Genomic DNA, 17,993 nt, shown 5'->3' on the forward strand with positions numbered 1-17,993 from the left:
ATAATCAATTGGAAGAGAGGAAGCAACATGAACTGGACAACGGATGAATTTCTGAAGCGATTGTACGAGGAAACGAAGAATGAGCGACTTAAGCAGCGCTCAGGAAAGAAAGATATCGGAGTAGATCGGCAGGAGCTGAGCAACCGATTAAAGCAAGCGCTGGGAAGCTTTCCCGGAACGGTAACACCACTTCAGCCAATTGTGCTGGAGACGAAAGATTACGGCGATTATTATCTTGAGCACATTCAATATACAACTATGGAATCCGTAGACGTCCCTGTCATGGTGTTGGTACCGAAAGATGGAAATAGCTCATGGCCTGCTGTGCTGGCTTGCCATGGACATGGCAATGGTCAACGAGACGCTGTTGGTCTGGCTCCGAACGGCAGCGTGTTGGACGAACCCGGAATCCATAATCGTTTTGCTGTCGAACTGGTGAAGAGGGGGCTGCTTGTGGTCATCCCGGAAATCATGGGTTTCGGAGTGCGTCGGATGGCGGAAGAGATCCAAGCGAATCCAAACTACAGTTCCTGCGGCACGCTGTCATCCCAATTGTTGATGTTCGGTAGAACATTGGCGGGCATGCGGGTTTACGAAGCGATCCGGGCGCTGGATTACATACAATCCCGAGATGATGTCATAGCTAACCGCATCGGGATTTTCGGCTTTTCCGGAGGAGGTCTGATCAGCGCATTTACGGCAGGACTAGATGACCGTATTAAAGCCACCGTGCTTGCCGGGTGGACGAATACGTTTCAGGGAAGCATTCTTGCCATGCATCACTGCATCGACAATTACTTACCCGGTATCCTGACCGATGCCGAACAACCGGAGCTCATCGGTTTAATAGCCCCTCGTAATTTGTTTGTAGAATCAGGCGAGAACGATCCAATCTTTCCAGTAAAGAATGTTCGCGAGGCTATTACGGAGCTTAAGGAGATTTATATGGGCATGAATGCTCTGGATTGTTTTCAATCGGATCTTTTTCCGGGTAGTCACGAAATATCGGGACGTAAGTCCTTTGATTGGCTTGCGGAGTGCCTGCGATCATAAGGAAATTCGTTCGGCAATTATAACAATATGGAGGTGAGTTCGTGTTAAATCTTATTCATCTATTGGAAGAATGGCATGTCGTAGGACAACAAAGCGATCATGGTTATGATTTAAGAGAGACTGTAAATATTGAATACCCAACACCCCCTAATGCTGTAGGCTGGTATCCCATCGGATTTGAAAGAGGCAATGACTCTTCGCTTGAAGCAATGGGCTGGCATGGATTGAAGCTTCATTTGAACGCGCATGCTGAGGAAATTGAAATAACGGTCAAAGCTAGTTTTATCGATAATAGGAGTGTTATCGCGAGAATTCTACTCGCTGGGTCTGGGAAGCATGATGTAAAGCTGAAGCTGTCCGATTTTGAAATAGAAATGAGTAAAGGGGATATATGGAGATTTCTGAAAAGCTTTGAACTGCAAGGGAATGCTGAATTAATTTCGGTAAGCCTTCATCGAGGGGATCAGATATTTGTTGAAACGAATGTGTTGGGTAAATCCGGTAATGTAGGTGAAGAAGTCGTATATACGATGAGTGTATATAATTGTTCGGAAACCAAACAAAATGTTCTCATCAAACAAGTATTTGAAGGCTGGGAATCTTTATTTCCTATTGTTACGCCATCCCAATTTGTATTAGAGCCGAATGCCAGACAGGACATAACAGCGATTGTAAAAGTACATGATTATATGGTAGCGGGCGGGCATGAAAATACGATCCTTAACTTTATAGCAAATGGTGAAAGCGTCCATAAAGTCGAGTTCAAAACATTAAGAAGATTACCGCATCCTTATATTTATCATAATAAGCAGCAGTGGAAAGAAACCAAGGAGAAGATTGATAAGTATCCGAAATTCAAACCGGAGTATGATAAGTTAATAGCAACCGCGAATGCTTGGGAAGTCAAACCTCCCGTAGAAGAACGAGATTACTGCTATAACACAAGTGAAGAACATAATATCATGTCAGCTGCGTATGCTTATGCGCTTACCGAAGACATCAAATATGCTGAGAAAGTGGCTAAATTCCTACGCTATTTCATAGATGAGGAAATAGGGTATCCGAGAAAGAAAAAAGGCTGCAGCCAGAGCTATGTACAGGAAGGACATTTCTTCCAGCACCTAGCGATCCCCTACGATATTATTCATCAAGCAGGTGTTTTGACGCCTGAAGAACACCAAGGGGTAGAAAAAACGTTCCGTATCTATATGGATATCTTAGATACACATCTACATCAAGGGCATATTTCTAATTGGTTATTATCAGAAATAACAGGCGCTTTTTATTGTGCGCTGGCTACCCAAGATATCGAGCGAGCCTTACGTTTTGCATTCGGCATGGGGGGCTCCATTCATCACTTGAAATATGGTTTGTTTAATGACGGCTGGTGGCATGAATGTTCCGTGGGGTATAACACATGGGTATCCTCGATGTATATCCATACCGCACATGCCTTGCTTCCCTTCGGAATTAACATTTTGCATACGCATTTCCCGATCCCCTTTAATGATGAAGTGAATAGTACCTATAACGGTGAAGATGCAAAAGTAAGATTCGGTATGTATAACAAAAAGTGGGGGGGCAATAGAAAAAACTATATCTGTATTAAAGACATGTTCGATGCGACGATCCCATTTTTGGATTACAGGGGGGTTATGTTTGGTATTAGTGACTCCGATGAAAAGAAATTAGAGGGTGTGCACTTTGGCTCGACTTTCGACTTGGCTTATAGCTATTATAAGGACCCGGAATACATCCCTGTTATCCATCAAAATGTTAATGTGGACCCGATATTTGGACATGCAGAATTGCCGGAACATCGTTCTTCATACGTTAAAAACAATGCTTATGCGGATAATGTTGGCATAGCGATGTTAAGAAGTCAGACTGAAAATAGAGAGCAGAAGGACCAAATCCAAGCGGTTATTCGATATGGCTCACATGGATATGCTCATGGACATTTTGATCGTACGGAAGTCTTATCTATTATGCGTTATGGGCGCAGCTTTTATAACCCTGAGCATGTATGGTGGGGTTATCCGCATTTTATGTACAAATTCTATGTCCAAAACTCGATGACCAAAAATATGGTCGTAGTCGATGGAAAAATGCAGGTGCCCAGTGATTCCAAAAGATTGTTATTTTATAGCGGAAAGGCGATTCAGGCAGTTGCGATAGAGACAAATTCGAGGTGGTCCTATCCTCCTTATGGCGGAATGGTTTACAATGAGACCAAAACATTAGAAGAAAGAAGCAAGATGAATGCGAGCTCATTGCCAGAAGTGAAAGATGCCCCTCCATATGGAGAATTGTCAGAGTTCACAGAACCAATCACGCAAAAAAGAGTGATGGGGGTAACCGACGATTATCTTGTTTTATTTGATTACCTTAAAGGCGAAACAGAGCATCAATATGATAGTTTGTTCCAAATAAAAGGATTCAAAGGAATAATGGCTGATACCTTGAGTGAACGGAAGCATACTAGTCAATTTACCGAAAACCCTTTGTCCGATACGCAATTTATAACGGATTGTCATTGGTATGAAGTGGGCGGCACAAGTGTTGCAAGCTTTGAAACCATCTTTGGTGAAGGCGAAGATATGCGTGGTACGAGAACAGCCCATAATACACCAGGTTTATTGAAAATGGATGTACACACCGCTTGGCCTAAACAATCGACTCAAATCGTAGGCATAACTGCGGAGGATCACGGATATACGATACCGTTAGAGTACCAAGTAGAAGTAGATGGTGAAGTGAAGGCAGAAGGCGAGTTTGGCGCATGGCTCCTAAGCGAGAGGAAGTGTGATATAGATCTTCAAGGGGCTAGAACATTAACTTTAAGAGTCAAAAATAATCCTACCTACAACGAACAAAAATATCCGCAAAAAACAAAACAAGGGCTTTTCTGGGGTGAAGCTTATGTGGTCACAGCAGATGGCAGACAGAAAAATCTTTGCGATTTAGACGTGGTCTACGAAAATATTGATCGTGGCTTCGGTATAGGTAAGGATTACGAGGGGGGACGGGTTACAATCGTAGGAAATGAATATCCGACGTCCATACCTACAAGCCCAATTGACCATGACATGGTTGGCACCCTAACCCTTGATTTATCAGGAATGAATGCTTTGCGTTTTGTAGGATTGATTGGAGCCGATGCCTTCCCAGGTGATGAAGCCCAAAGACGCAAAACGTATGCTGTAAGAACTAAAACTAAGGGTAAAATTGGCCGCTATATCACCATCGTTGAACCTTTCGAGACGGAAAGCATGATCTTATCCGTGAATGCTGCCGATGAAAATACGGTCGAAGTGATTCTTAAAGACGGCAGAACACAAATCATCACTGTCCATCATATTGAACATGACGAAATAACAGTCAATATCATGGAATACAAGAATGGTATTCTCATTCGCAATGAATTAGCGTGTGGTAGGTAATAAATATGCAACTCGTTGCAGCCTGAGAAGGCAGAAAATGCTGTCTCACTGGCTCGAGTGGAGCGAAAGTGTCCTGAGACGTCGGAAAAAGACCTCTCAGTTGCTAAGAGCAGGCAAGTTAACGTGTTTGCAGCCTGAGAAGGCAGAAAAGGCTGTCTCGCAGATTCGGAATGGAGCGAAAGTGTCCTGAGACGTCGGAAAAAGACTTCTCATCTGCTGAGAGAAGGCAAGTTAACGTGTTTGGAGCCTGAGAAGGCAGAAAAGGCTGTCTCACTGGCTCGAGTGGAGCGAAAGTGTCCTGAGACGTCGGAAAAAGACCTCTCAGCTTTCGTGCCAGCGCGCTCTCTGCCGAATAGGGTCGGAAATCAGATTAAACAGGCATTAAATGTCTATAAAAACCGTACATGTATCTTAAAATACCACACTCCAAATCGGAATTTAGTTCATTATAATAGTAGTACCGCAACCCTGCCAAAATCCGATGGAAGCGGGAGTTATAGATATGTGATACTCTGGAGGAAATAATGACTAACAGATTAATCGTCTATGAGGCACCAAAAGGTGCTATTGGAAGGAATGACTTTTCTGTAAGTGTTCGAACACCTGGACAAGAGTGGCAGCAACTGTTCGTTTATGAAGTAAAAGTTGATATGCATAACGTTCGTTCAGCATCGATGGTTTATTTCGACATGGAAGGAACGGTTGAGGTTCAGGTGACAGTGCTAAACCAAGAAGTCGACCAAGCGGTCATACGTCCGCTATCATCCCAGATACCTTTTTCGAGCGACGAAAATAGGGTTGCTTTTTCACTGGATCGACCAAGTAAGCTGTCTATCGAAATCAATGGTGATCGTTTTAGTAACCTTCATCTTTTTGCCAATCCAATAGAAGAGAATGTTCCACAACAGGACGATCCGAAAGTACTTGTGCTAAAGCCTGCCATACATCGTACCGAGGATATCTATCGCTTGGCCGCAACACCTGTTATGCCAGGAGGCAAGACGCCCGAAGTCATTTACTTTGCTCCAGGTATGCATTATTTGGAGGAAACCATCCTGCGCATACCGTCAAACACGACCGTTTATATAGCTGGAGGTGCAATCGTAGTAGGATCGCTCGTTTGCGAGCATGTGGAGAATGTCCAAATTCGGGGCAGAGGGTTCCTCTATTTGTCTGACTTTCATCGCTTCTCTGCATTTCGAGGTATTCGAATCCTATTTTCCACGCATATATCTATCGAAGGCATCATGACCTTGGATCCACCGCATTATAGTATTTATATCGGGAAGTCGGAACATATCTGTATTCGTAACTTCAAGTCGTTTAGCACACGCGGTTGGTCGGACGGCATCGATATGATGGATAGCTCGAACATCGAGATTGATGATGTCTTTTTACGCACATCCGATGATTGCATAGCCTTTTATGGTACACGCTGGGACTATCATGGTGATGCGAGAAATCTAACAGTGCGCAATTCGATATTTTGGGCGGATGTCGCTCATGCGTTGATGATCGGAACCCACGGTGACCATCACCAGGATGGGGATACGATTGAGAATGTGCTGTTCGAAAATATCGATATTCTTGAGCACCATGAGCCACAAGTTAATTATTGGGGAGCGATGGCGATTAACGCAGGAGATAAGAATACGGTCCGAAATGTAACCTATGATAACATTCGGGTGGAGGAATTTGAATTAGGTCAATTGTTTGACCTGCGTGTCGTTTGGAACAAGGACTACAATCCTGTTGCAGGCAACCGAATTGAAAACATTACGTTCCGGAACGTCTCGTATAATGGAAAGAATGCGAACTCGAATCGCATTTATGGCTATGATAAAGAACGGGCTGTGGAAGGTGTCCAATTCATCAATCTGCGCATAAATGGCCAGTTGATAATGAGCCCTGAGCAGGGGAACATTGAGCTTAATGAGCATGCAAAGGGCGTATCTTTTTGCGAGTAATAATAGTAGTATTTGCAATAATAATCCTTGTATCCTAGAGATGCGGGGATTTTTTGTCGCAATATGCGAATTTTGTTATGATAGGGATACAAGTCCAGTGTTAAGGAATGAGGCGATCATTTGAATTCTTTTTCCAAATTACGATTTAGTAAGAGCATCTTCGCCAAGTTTACATTTTCCTTTATTATCGTAGGGTTAATTCCTTTGCTCGCGCTCAGCTATATTTCATTGAATACATTTAGCAACTATTTGGAAAGATATGCAGTTACCAACTTTGAACAAATGCTGCTGTTCGCAAGTAAAAATGTTGATGACATGTATAACCGATATAATAATGAATCCAAGCTAATGTATTCTTATGGTACGAACAAAGGGCAAGTACTTGGAGAGACTATTGCAGCACAAACCCTTGAGGGTGACTATCGCTTGACTCGGACAGTGGATGATTTTCTGCAAACGGTGCTGTATACGGACCGGCATTTGCAAAGTGTATTCTTCGTATTCCCGAATGGCGCTTATCAAACGGTGACCAAACAGAATAGAACTTTCGATTTTCGTTATCAATTCCCTGATCGAGAGTGGGGGGAAGTGCTCCAACAGAATCGTAATCTGCTGTCTTATTTCCCCACTCATCTTGATAATTACTATCTCGGTTCCAATCAACAAGTACTTACCTTTGGCCGAAACCTAGTGAATGTGGTAAATGCTCCAGGTGTTGAGGGGGAAATTGTAGGTTCCTTATATATGGATGTAAGCATGGGGGCATTCGATGAAATTTTCCAACAAATGATGTTGAATTCTAAAGATGTGGTCTATGTACTGGATCAAAACAACAGAATCCTATATAGCAGTGATCGAGCATCTATAGGTCAAACCTATGTGCAGAACGATTCTAACGAATATTTTCGGATGCAGAAAGATAATTCCAATGTTGCTTGGAAAATTGTTGGCGAGCTATATAAAGATGAGCTGGTTGTGAGAACCAGGAAAATTATTAATACGATCACGATTGTCGTCGGTCTTTGTATCGTATCGCTCATCTTGGTAGCCATCTGGTTCTCCAGAAGATTTTCTAAGCCGATTCGCAGTATTACTAGTGAAATGGCTAAGGTAGAATCAGGAAATTTCAATACCCAAGTAACCGTGCAAACTGCGGATGAACTCGGGTTGTTGTCTCGAGGTTTCAACAAAATGGTTGTGCGCTTGCAATCTTACATCGATGAGGTCTATGTTGCTCAGATCAAACAAAAGCATGCGGAGCTTAATGCTTTAAAGAATCAAATTAGGCCCCATTACTTGTATAATACCCTTGAGGTTATTCGAATGAGTGCGGTAGCTAACGATGACAATGAAGTAGGAGATATGATTTTGTCGTTATCGCATCAATTGAAGTATGTGCTTGATTATGGCCAAGAAACAGTTGCCTTGCAAGAGGAGAAAACAAACATCGAACAATATTTCCGGCTAATGGAGCTCCGTTATGGCGAGCATAAGCTATCTATGGATTTTCGTTTTGAAGGGGATGTGCTAAGTTGTTCTTTGCCTAAGCTTTCGATCCAACCGATCGTTGAGAATGCGATATATCATGGCATTATGCCGAAGTCGGGTAAAGGGACAATTCGAATCATAGCGGAGAAGCTTGCGGATAATCTTCTTTGTTTGACGGTCGATGACGACGGTGTCGGCATGACGGAGGAAACGCTTCATCAGGTTCGTCAAAAGCTGGAAAGCAGCTATTCTCTCGACTCAGGCGGAAGCAGCATTGGATTAAAGAATGTCCACGATCGTATTGTAACGCTCTACGGACCAGACTACGGTTTAGAAATCAATAGCACTAAACATATCGGAACCTCCGTAAGGATGGTCATTCCATTGGGAGAGGTGAATGCAAGTGCTGAACGCCATAATAGCTGATGATGAGCCAATTATCATTAAAGGCTTAAAGAAACTAATCCCCTGGCAAGAGCTCGGCATCGAGATTGTAGGAGAAGCATGGACGGGAAAGGGGCTTATGGAGCTCATCGAGCAAGAAAATCCCGACTTGGTTATCACCGATATTAGTATGCCTGACGGCACAGGAATTGATGTGATTAAGGAAATTCAGAAGCAAGGGCTTCATACGAAGGTCATCTTTATCAGTGCCTATCAAGAATTCTCATATGCGAAGGATGCGCTTGCGTACGGTGCGGTTGATTATTTAGTGAAGCCTATTGAGAAAGGTCTTTTGCGCGAAGCCGTGCATAAAGCTATAGCTATGCTCCAGGAAGAACACAATGAGCAGTCCTCCAAAGGAAAACTGGCTGTCTACGAGCAGAAGGACAAAAATACGCAGCTAGAAGAATTATTCGATCGGTTAACAGAGGGCGATATTCGCATCGAGGAGGTGGAGCGAAAGCTGCAATCTTTGGAAATCCTTTTTTCTTATGAAAGGTTCACGATTTTGGTCATTGAGCTTGAGCAGCTGCAGGCTGCGGATAACAGGTGGGAGGAGCACGAGAAGCGCCTATTGCTGTTTGCGATTACCAATATGGCAGATGAGCTTATCCGCGAGTATGGAATGGGTGTTGTGATTCGCAAGTCGGAAAATTTATGTGCGATTGTTAATCATTCAGTAGAACGGGACATCCTTCCCTTATGCGAAGATATATTGGACAAGATTCGTTATTATTTGAAAATTGGCGTAACGGTTAGTATTGGAGAAACAGTTTCCAATTTCCGGGAGATCAAGAGCTCCTATACAGCAGCACTTCACTCATTAAAAAGCAGTTATTTTACTGGCACGGGTAAAGTGATACCTTTGTGGTCCTTAACTAAGGAAATGCATGCTTCGGAGCACCAGTTAGGTCAATTAAGACAATCTATTATCCAAGCATTGCTTGCTAAAGAGAAGGATCAAGTGTCACAAATAACCGAAGAACTGTTCAAACAAGTGGAAGCTTCATCGCGTGGAAGTAAAGAAGCCGCGGTAATGAGCTGTTATTCGGTGCTTACCGAAGTAACCGAGGAGCTGGCCGGAGTCGGAATCCCATCAAGTGCATCCTTGCAGGAACAGCAGGATTGGCTTCACAGGATGCACCAGTTTCATCGATTTGAAGAGTTAAAGGCCTTTGTGAATTTAAAAGTAACGAATATGCTCGAACAATTGCATTTGGCTAGCGGAGGTAAAGAAGCCCAGCAAATGAAATTTGTGAAAGAGTATATTGAACAGCATTATAGCGAAAACATTACGCTTGAGAGTATTGCTTCCATGATCTATATGAACCCTTATTATTTCAGCAGCTTCTTCAAAAAGCATACCAATGAAAATTTCAAACAGTATGTAACGGATGTACGAATGAAGCAAGCTGTCAAATTGCTGCTACAAACCGATAAGATGGTCTATGAAATCGCGGAATTAGTAGGATACAACAACGCCAGGCAGTTTAGTGATATGTTTAAGAAACACTTCGGTAAGCTTCCGCAAGAATACAAATCTCAGAAGCAATGAACGCAAGCTCCTCAACCTTCAACAGACACCTGGCGACATTGTATCAGGATTCGGTTAGAGGTTTTTTCCGTTTGTGTTATTTTGATTTCAATTTTTACACATCTTTAAATGCTGCATATTAATCTTAAAAAACTTCATTCTAAAGCAAAAATGCATGTGTTAATCTTAAGTCACAGAACGGATGCTAATGTGGACGAACAAATGAAGCGGCCAATATGCTTTCGTCTAAGGGATTGAATATATAGGGAGGTTTATCTAAGATGGCTAAAAAATTTGCAAAAGTATTAGTTGGCTCGACAGCTCTAGCCCTTGCATTAACGGGATGCGGCGGTAAAGCATCGAATACAGGTTCCAGCGCTTCTCCCGCAGCTTCAGCTAAAGTCAGCGAAGCACCTAAGAAAGACGTAACTTTCAGTATCATTTATGCACCAGGCGATCCAGCGACGAAAAAAGCGGTGGAAGATTCAATTGCCGCCTTCGGCAAGGCATTTCCACATATCAAAATTAAAAATCTCACTGAGGTTACTTCTGCTTCCTACCTCGATTTTTTAAAAACGAAAGATGCTGTTGGCGAATTCCCGGATCTGGTTGAGATGCGTGACACACAGCTATTCGCAGACAATGGCAAGCTTGCAGAATTGCCTAAGGAACTGCAAGGATTATTCGATTCCATTCCTCAAGTAAACGGTAAAGTCTATAATGCGCCTATTGCTTTGGAAGCGCCACATGGGATTATTTACAGCAAAAAGGCTTATGCAGATGCAGGCATAACAGAAGAGCCTAAGACTTATGCTGACTTTCTTGCAGCACAAGAGAAGTTGAAGGCCAAAGGCATTTCGCCAATCGTAATGGGTGGTAAGGATATTTTCCACTGGGGCTTCTGGATTAATAAATATTTGATGGATGAAGTTCTTGGCGATGACCCTAATTGGAATTCCAAGCGTTCTAAAGGCCAAGTAAGTTTCACGGACGCTGGACCAATGAAAGCAATGACGCTTTTCACTGAGCTTTTCACTAAAGGATATGTTGATCCGGGCTTCATGAGTACAGCTGATAACCAAACGGCTTCGATGCTTGTAACAGGCAAAGCGGCCAGCTTGTTCTCCGGTCCTTGGATGTTCCCGCAAATTGCGCAAGCAGATCCTAAATTCGAATTTGGTTTCTATCCGGTTCCAGATCAAAAAGGCAGAATTATTGTGAACGGGTTGGCGAAACCTTCTGGTTGGTCGTTATCTGCTGCGGCAGCTAAAGATCCGGATAAAGTGGCAGCGATGAGTGAATTCATTAAATTCTTCTTCAGCAAAGACAATTATGCGGCTTATCTGAAAGCAGCAAGCGCAATTCCTTCTACCAAAGAGAAAATCAGTTATGAAGCTAGTCCCCAGCTTAAAGAAGTTCTCGATTTGATGGCTGATCCGAAGACGATTAAATCCCTTCAAATCAATGCGTTCTGGGGTGAGAATCAAATGCCTCCAACATGGCGCAACTGGTTCTATAAGCTTGCTCAGGATTGGATAATTAAAAAGGACTTCAGCGTAGAACAAATGAAAAAAGCGGATGCGGAATGGGATGCAGCAGTTAAAGCAATGAAAAAATAATAATACTCGGCTACAAATGGAAGAACCTCTGCAGGCAGCGGAGGTTCTCCTTCTCTAAGCCGATTGGAGCGTGAGAGAATGGCAACCACCATACAACCAGAAAAGAAAAAGAGGTTGTGGATTTCCTATTCCGTACTATTTCTTTTACCAGCTTTTATTCTATATACCATGTTTGTAATTGTTCCTACATTCGGAAGTGTGTATCTCAGTTTTACTTCATGGGACGGAATAAGTAATGACATCCGTTATATTGGTTTTGATAACTTTGTAGAAATGTGGCATAGTGACCGCGTTCATAATGCTCTTAAAAATACACTCATTCTTTCCATCGTTTTGGTCGTTTTAGAGAATGTGGTTGCTTTAGCCTTGGCTATGCTGGTTGATCAAGTGAAATGGTTCCGAAACCTATTTAGAAGCATATTTTATTTACCGGTTCTATTAAGCGGTATCGTATTAGGTTTTGTTTGGACGATTATTTTAAACTATAACTTCGGTGTGCTTACGCAGATACTGGATAAGTTAAACTTATCTTCTCTAAAGCTTGACTGGCTTGGAAATCCAGATTATGCACTCATCGCGATCATCGTCTTTACCGTTTGGAAGGCATCAGGCTACTATATGATTATTTATTTAGCCGGACTTCAAGGGATTCCGCCTGAATTAACCGAAGCGGCAAGTATTGATGGAGCAAACCGCTGGCAGCAATTCAGACATATTACATTTCCTTTACTTGCGGGTGCCTTTACGGTATGTATGATGCTGTCGATGATTGGATCTTTGAAAATATTCGATCAAATCGCCGTTATGACCGATGGCGGTCCTGGTTTCTCGACAGAAACATTGACTTATATCATCTATAAAGTAGGTTTTGGTGAGTTGAGACAGGGTTATGGAACGGCACTATCGCTTGTACTATTCATACTGATCATGATTGTCTCGATTATTCAAATTAAGGTTCTTCGCAAAAGGGAGGTTCAGATGTAACATGAAAACAAAAAGTCCAAAAAAAGGGTTAGATCTGCTCCTCTTTATCATAACCTTATGCATCGCCGTTATTTTCTTTTTCCCCATTTATTTCACTCTCATCTCGGCATTTAAAAGCAATGGGGAGATATTGCGAGACGCAATCGCATTTCCAACCAGCGTGTATGTAGAAAGCTTTAAATATTTATTAACAAAGACTGATTTTCCTCATGCTATGTTGAATAGTATTCTATTGACCTTTGTATCGATTATTTGCATGGTCGGTGTTATTCCAATGGCGGCTTATGCGATTGAACGGACGAACAAAATGTGGACATATCTTGTGTATATATACTTTCTAGCCGGGATGATGATTCCTTTTCAAGTGTATATGATTCCGTTGTTCAAGGAAATGAAATTACTAGGGCTTTATGGAAGTTTGGGATCCCCGGTTCTCATCTATATTTCCGGTTCGGTCGGTTTCGGATGCTTGCTGTATACGAGCTTCTTGAAGGGGATTCCTCGTGAGATTGAAGAAGCCGCAGAGATTGATGGATGTTCCAAATACGGTATATTTTGGCGGATCGTATTTCCGCTATTGGGACCTTGTACGGCGAGTATGGTGGTGCTTCAAGGCCTCGGAATTTGGAACGACTTTTTGATGCCAAGCCTGGTGCTTCCATCCGATAAGCCAAAAACAATGATTGTGGAAATATTTGGTTTTGTAGGCGAGTATGCGTCTCAATGGGATATGGTATTTGCAGGTACAGCCATGTCGATCGTTCCTGTTCTTATTGCTTTTATAGCGCTGCAAAAGTATTTCATCAAAGGAGTCGCAGCAGGTGCCACAAAGGGCTGATATAACTGCTTAAAGTAAGGCAGTCAACCTGTAATGTGTGGAAGGATTAAGTTGATGGCGAAGAACTGCAATGTTATATTTGATCTATGAATATGCCAATTTTAGCAACTAAACTATACATCCCCCAGCTTCGGACCAAAGTGGTATTACGCCCTAGTTTGATTGAGCGGCTGAACGAGGGGCTGCACTGTAAACTGACCCTCATCTCTGCCTCAGCAGGCTTTGGTAAAACCACACTGGTCAGCGAATGGCTCGCCGGTTGCGAACGGCCAGCCGCCTGGCTGTCGCTGGATGAATTCGATAAAGACCCGGCACGCCTTCTTACATACTTAGTTGCTGCGTTACAGACGATTGCGGCGAATATAGGAGAAGGCGTGTTTACTGTGCTCCAATCCCCTCAGCCACCGCCAACCGAATCGATTCTGACGATACTGCTCAATGAAATTAGCACCATCCCGGACAATTTCGTCCTAGTACTTGACGACTTCCACGTTATTGATGCCAAGCCAGTTGATGATATATTCACCTTTCTGCTCGAGCACCTGCCGCCACAGATGCACCTGGTTATCATTACTCGTGAAGAGCCAAATCTGCCCCTGGCTCGGTTACGTGTCCGGAACCAATTGACCGAATTGCGCGGTGCAGACTTGCGGTTTACCTCCTTCGAAGCCGCCGGATTTCTCAACCAGGTGATGGGCCTAAACCTTTCATCGGAAGACATAGCCGCCTTGGAAACCCGCACCGAAGGATGGATTGCCGGCCTGCAATTAGCCGCGATCTCCATGCATGGACATAAAGACACAGCCAGCTTTATCCGATCGTTCACCGGCAGCCACCATTTCGTACTTGACTATCTGGTTGAAGAAGTTTTGCAACATCAGTCCGAAAGCGTTCAGACTTTCTTGTTGCGCACGTCTATCCTCGACCGCCTGTGTGGTCCCCTTTGTGATGCCGTTCTGCTTGACCCCTCATCTTCCGGGCAAGAAACCCTTAAATATCTCGAACGCACCAACCTGTTCATCGTCCCCTTGGACAACGAGCGGTGTTGGTACCGCTATCACCATCTCTTTGCTGATTTGCTACGGCAGCGGCTGCACCAGAGTACTGTCTCTTCTACAGGGGATGAGGGTAGTGGCATGACCGAACTACACAAACGTGCTAGCGTATGGTTTGAAAACAATGGCCTGGAGATTGAAGCTTTTCACCATGCTGCTGCCGCCAATGATGTTGAGCGCGCAGCGCGGTTGGTTGAAGGAGATGGGATGCCCCTGCACCTTCGCGGCGCGGTTGCCCCTGTCCTGAATTGGCTGGAGTCACTACGGGCGGAGGTACTGGATGCTAGGCCTTCGTTATGGGTGATGTATGCTTCGGTGTTAGTGATTGCCGGTAAACCAACCGGCATCGAACAGAAACTGCAGGCTGCTGAAGCGGCCATGCAAGGTGCCGAGCCAGACGATAAGACCAAAGACCTTGTGGGACTTATTGCCGCCACACGGGCTGCGTTGGCTGCGTTAATGATTGCCGGCCAACAGAAAGGCATCGAACAGAAACTACAGGCTGCTGAGGCAGCCCTGCAAAGTACTGAGTCAGAGGACAAGACCAAGGAAATTGTAGGATATATTGCCCCCATACGGGCCACAGTGACTGTCAACCAGCAATAGGTTGAAACCATCATTGCCCAATCGAGACGCGCCTTGGAGTATCTGCACCCCGACAACCTGTCTGTTCGCACTGCCGCTGCATGGATGCTGGGGGTTGCCTGCCAGCTCCAGGGAGATCGTGCAGCTGCCAGACAGGCTTATACCGAAGCTATATGTAACAGTCAGGCGATTGGGGATAACAACATCACCATAATGGCTACAATCGGCCTGGGCAACTTAGAGGAAACTGCAAACCGGCTCTATATGGCGGATCAGAGTTACCGCCGCGTACTGCAGTTGGCAGGTGATCTGCCTCTGCCGGCTACCTGCGAAGCGCATCTTGGCTTGGCCCGTTTATGCTACGAATGGAACGACATGGATGCCGCTCTAGAGCATGGGCAGCAGAGTGTCCAACTAGCGCGACAGATAGAGAACACGGAAGGAGTCATTGCTTCTGAGGTGTTTCTAGCCCGTCTGAAACTTGTCCATGGAGATGTGGCCGGCGCTGCTGCTACTTTAGCTAAGGCTAGTCAGTCCGTGCGCCAGCATAGCTTAGTGAATCGAATGCCTGAAGTTGCTGCCGCACAAGTGCTTACGTTGCTCCACCAGGGAAAACAGACGGCAGCAGCTCATCTGGCTCAGACACACGAACTCCCCATCAGTAAGGCGCGGGTGCACTTGGCCCAGGGAGACACGTCCTCAGCATTGATGGTGTTGGAGCTATTGCGCCAACAGCTGGGGGCAAAGGGCTGGGAGGATGAACGGCTCAAGGTGATGGTTCTACAGGCGGTTGCTCTTCATTCGCATGGCGTCAAGGACAAGGCTGTGAAACTTATGGGTGACGCACTGACGCTGGCAGAGCCGGGCGGCTTTATCCGTATCTTCGTCGACGAGGGTATGCCGATGGTTAGGCTATTGTCCGATGCAGCAGTGCATGGGATTAAACCGGACTATATAGGTAAGCTGCTTGCTTTGTTTGAAGCTGAGGAGCAGCAGAGCGAAGATGTATCTGATCTGCCCCCTGCCATTCCGCTTATCGAGCCATTGAGCGGGCGTGAGTTAGAAGTACTACAACTCATTGCCCAAGGATTCTCGAATCGTGAAATTAGCGAGCGACTTTTCCTCGCCTTGAGTTCTGTTAAAGGGCACAATCAGAATATCTTTGGCAAGCTGCAGGTCCAGAGGCGCACCGAAGCTATAGCACGAGCCCGTGAATTGGGTCTGTTGTAGCCTAAACGTCCGTTTGCCCACCCCCTCTGAAACCCTACAACAATACCTCTAAAAACCCTAAAACAATACTTTAGTATCTATACGTTAATACCAAATTGTAGATATAATCCTTGTAAATTGAGCAAGTGGCATAGACAGTAGGTTGTGCCGCATCTCAAAACAAAGGAGAGAGAAAATGAATTCAAACAAAAAGACCGCAAGAATTGTAGGCGTATTATTTCTAATTGCGACGGCAGCTTTCATGATAGGAAATGGGGTTTTAGAATCTATTCTAAACCATCCGGAATTTCTTGCGAAACTCTATCCAGACAGAACAAAAGTGATAGTGGGAATATTCTTTGAGCTGATTAACTCCGCAGCAGTTGTTGGCATAGCCATGTTAATGTTTCCAATTTTAAAACAACATAGCGAAGCTATAGCACTTGGGTACTTTGGTTCCAGGCTCATTGAGTCTGCGCTTCTCATTGTGAGTATACTCAGCCCGCTAGTACTAATAACATTAAGCGAAGAATATATAACCTCAGGAGTTTCGGGCAATTCCTATTTTCAAACTATAGGGAATCTAGCTATGAAAGGACATTATATGGCCTTTGAAATGGCTATGTTAGTTCTTAGCTTGGGTAGTCTGATATTTTGTTATTTATTATATAAATCGAAACTAATGCCACGATTTATTTCAGTCATTGGTCTTATTGGATATGCAGCTTTGTTAGCAAGTGGCTGTTCAGCGATTTTCGGTTATGATATTGGATTGATCCTGTATATTCCAGGGGCATTATTTGAAATCATTTTCCCAATATGGTTGATAGTAAAAGGTTTTAATTCAACTGCAATAGATTCTGGGGCTGTAAAAAACTAAGAACGTTGAAGTCTTGATAAAAGTTCCTGCGGTGTCTGAAGTTCGGCTGACTGACATAAATATTCAGCTCTAAAAGGGCTGTCCTCAAGATAAATCTACTTGAGGACAGCCCTTATTTACACAGCTGTATAGCTGGCAACCCTTCCGGTACTTATAATTGCTCCTTATCGAATCACAAAATAGATAAGGCTACTTTTACAACGTCCTGCAGAGATTGCCGATCTGAAGCGGTTTTGCCAAGTACATAAAGGCCGTTACGCGTATTGACTAAAAACCGTGAAAGCTCGCGTAGAGTATGGTGGAATTTCATTCCCCCCTGTTTTTGCGCGTTCAGCAGAAAATGATAAAATCGGGACTCCATGTCGAGGTTATATGCTTCAACCCTAGTGGCGATGCCGGAATCGATTGCTGCCAGCTCCATGGCTGTATTTGCAATAAAACATCCCCTTCGCTGCGTTCCGTTACCCAAGGCACTATCGATTACCTTATCAAAGAAACGGGAAAGCACCTCTCTGGGAGAACCGGGTTCATCTAAGATGGAAAAAAGTCTATGGTTGGAAACTTGACGGAACCGATCTAAGCAGGTCAAGAAAAATTGATTTTTATCTCCGAATGTATCATATAGGCTTCCGCGGTGAACACCGGTCTTTTCCACGAGGTCTTGAATAGAAGTTCTTTCGTAGCCTTGCTGCCAAAATAGCTCCATGGCTTTATCTAAAGCGATTTCTTGATCAAATTCTTTCGGTCTAGGCATAGGTTAACCTCCTTAAGGACAGTATAATTATTTAAGAACGGTTAGTCAAAATAAATAGCTAATATACTTTAAATATCGATCGATATGGCTTCAAAAAACCAATATATATCCTTAAATCCAAATATTATAGTTGACTGATC

Annotated in this window: 12 protein-coding genes; 11 read left to right on the forward strand and 1 reads right to left on the reverse strand. The window is 43.9% G+C overall.

What is annotated here, in order from left to right; translation table 11 throughout:
• Positions 1 to 27 precede the first annotated feature (27 nt).
• The 11 genes from QFZ77_RS16265 (at position 28) to QFZ77_RS16315 (ending at position 17,099) form a co-directional block, all read left to right on the forward strand.
• Positions 28 to 1,053: an alpha/beta hydrolase family protein gene (locus QFZ77_RS16265; RefSeq protein ID WP_307441027.1), complete on the forward strand. Its 1,026-nt coding sequence runs from the start codon at positions 28 to 30 to the stop codon at positions 1,051 to 1,053.
• A 41-nt stretch (positions 1,054 to 1,094) separates the two neighbouring features.
• The gene (locus QFZ77_RS16270; RefSeq protein ID WP_307441028.1) at positions 1,095 to 4,496 is read left to right on the forward strand and encodes an alginate lyase family protein; all 3,402 of its coding nucleotides are present in this window, start codon (positions 1,095 to 1,097) and stop codon (positions 4,494 to 4,496) included.
• A 524-nt stretch (positions 4,497 to 5,020) separates the two neighbouring features.
• Positions 5,021 to 6,463, forward strand: a complete 1,443-nt coding sequence (locus QFZ77_RS16275) for a glycosyl hydrolase family 28 protein (protein ID WP_307441029.1) — start codon at positions 5,021 to 5,023, stop codon at positions 6,461 to 6,463.
• 120 nt (positions 6,464 to 6,583) lie between these two features.
• Positions 6,584 to 8,377, forward strand: coding sequence for a cache domain-containing sensor histidine kinase (locus QFZ77_RS16280; RefSeq protein WP_307441031.1), 1,794 nt, complete (start codon positions 6,584 to 6,586; stop codon positions 8,375 to 8,377).
• Positions 8,349 to 9,950 carry a response regulator gene (locus QFZ77_RS16285; protein ID WP_307441032.1) on the forward strand — a complete coding sequence of 534 codons (1,602 nt, stop codon included), beginning with the start codon at positions 8,349 to 8,351 and terminating at the stop codon, positions 9,948 to 9,950. The genes QFZ77_RS16280 and QFZ77_RS16285 overlap by 29 nt, the downstream gene beginning before the upstream one ends.
• A gap of 260 nt (positions 9,951 to 10,210) precedes the next feature.
• Positions 10,211 to 11,548, forward strand: a complete 1,338-nt coding sequence (locus tag QFZ77_RS16290) for an ABC transporter substrate-binding protein (RefSeq protein ID WP_307441035.1) — start codon at positions 10,211 to 10,213, stop codon at positions 11,546 to 11,548.
• Positions 11,549 to 11,626: 78 nt separating this feature from the next.
• On the forward strand, positions 11,627 to 12,532 hold the full coding sequence (locus QFZ77_RS16295) for a carbohydrate ABC transporter permease (RefSeq protein WP_307441037.1): 906 nt from the start codon (positions 11,627 to 11,629) through the stop codon (positions 12,530 to 12,532).
• 1 nt (position 12,533) lies between these two features.
• Positions 12,534 to 13,370: a carbohydrate ABC transporter permease gene (locus QFZ77_RS16300; RefSeq protein ID WP_307441040.1), complete on the forward strand. Its 837-nt coding sequence runs from the start codon at positions 12,534 to 12,536 to the stop codon at positions 13,368 to 13,370.
• A 158-nt stretch (positions 13,371 to 13,528) separates the two neighbouring features.
• Positions 13,529 to 15,031 carry a winged helix-turn-helix domain-containing protein gene (locus QFZ77_RS16305; RefSeq protein ID WP_307441042.1) on the forward strand — a complete coding sequence of 501 codons (1,503 nt, stop codon included), beginning with the start codon at positions 13,529 to 13,531 and terminating at the stop codon, positions 15,029 to 15,031.
• Positions 15,032 to 15,043: 12 nt separating this feature from the next.
• Complete coding sequence (locus QFZ77_RS16310; RefSeq protein ID WP_307449574.1) at positions 15,044 to 16,240, forward strand: LuxR C-terminal-related transcriptional regulator; 1,197 nt, start codon at positions 15,044 to 15,046, stop codon at positions 16,238 to 16,240.
• Positions 16,241 to 16,415: 175 nt separating this feature from the next.
• Entirely contained in the window at positions 16,416 to 17,099 is a 684-nt protein-coding gene (locus QFZ77_RS16315) for a DUF4386 domain-containing protein (protein WP_307441045.1), read from the forward strand.
• A 172-nt stretch (positions 17,100 to 17,271) separates the two neighbouring features.
• Here the strand turns inward: QFZ77_RS16315 and QFZ77_RS16320 are convergent, their stop codons facing one another.
• Entirely contained in the window at positions 17,272 to 17,853 is a 582-nt protein-coding gene (locus tag QFZ77_RS16320) for a TetR/AcrR family transcriptional regulator (RefSeq protein WP_307441046.1), read from the reverse strand.
• Between the last annotated feature and the right edge of the window lie 140 nt (positions 17,854 to 17,993).

This window comes from Paenibacillus sp. V4I3 (assembly GCF_030817215.1).
Classification (GTDB): Bacteria; Bacillota; Bacilli; order Paenibacillales; family NBRC-103111; genus Paenibacillus_E.

Bases quoted from the DNA above. Each gene is read 5' to 3' on its own strand.
- QFZ77_RS16290 (WP_307441035.1), top strand. From the start codon at position 10,211: ATGGCTAAAAAATTTGCAAAAGTATTAGTTGGCTCGACAGCTCTAGCC.
- QFZ77_RS16315 (WP_307441045.1), top strand. From the start codon at position 16,416: ATGAATTCAAACAAAAAGACCGCAAGAATTGTAGGCGTATTATTTCTA.
- QFZ77_RS16275 (WP_307441029.1), top strand. From the start codon at position 5,021: ATGACTAACAGATTAATCGTCTATGAGGCACCAAAAGGTGCTATTGGA.
- QFZ77_RS16285 (WP_307441032.1), top strand. From the start codon at position 8,349: ATGCAAGTGCTGAACGCCATAATAGCTGATGATGAGCCAATTATCATT.
- QFZ77_RS16320 (WP_307441046.1), bottom strand. From the start codon at position 17,853: ATGCCTAGACCGAAAGAATTTGATCAAGAAATCGCTTTAGATAAAGCC.
- QFZ77_RS16295 (WP_307441037.1), top strand. From the start codon at position 11,627: ATGGCAACCACCATACAACCAGAAAAGAAAAAGAGGTTGTGGATTTCC.
- QFZ77_RS16265 (WP_307441027.1), top strand. From the start codon at position 28: ATGAACTGGACAACGGATGAATTTCTGAAGCGATTGTACGAGGAAACG.
- QFZ77_RS16300 (WP_307441040.1), top strand. From the start codon at position 12,534: ATGAAAACAAAAAGTCCAAAAAAAGGGTTAGATCTGCTCCTCTTTATC.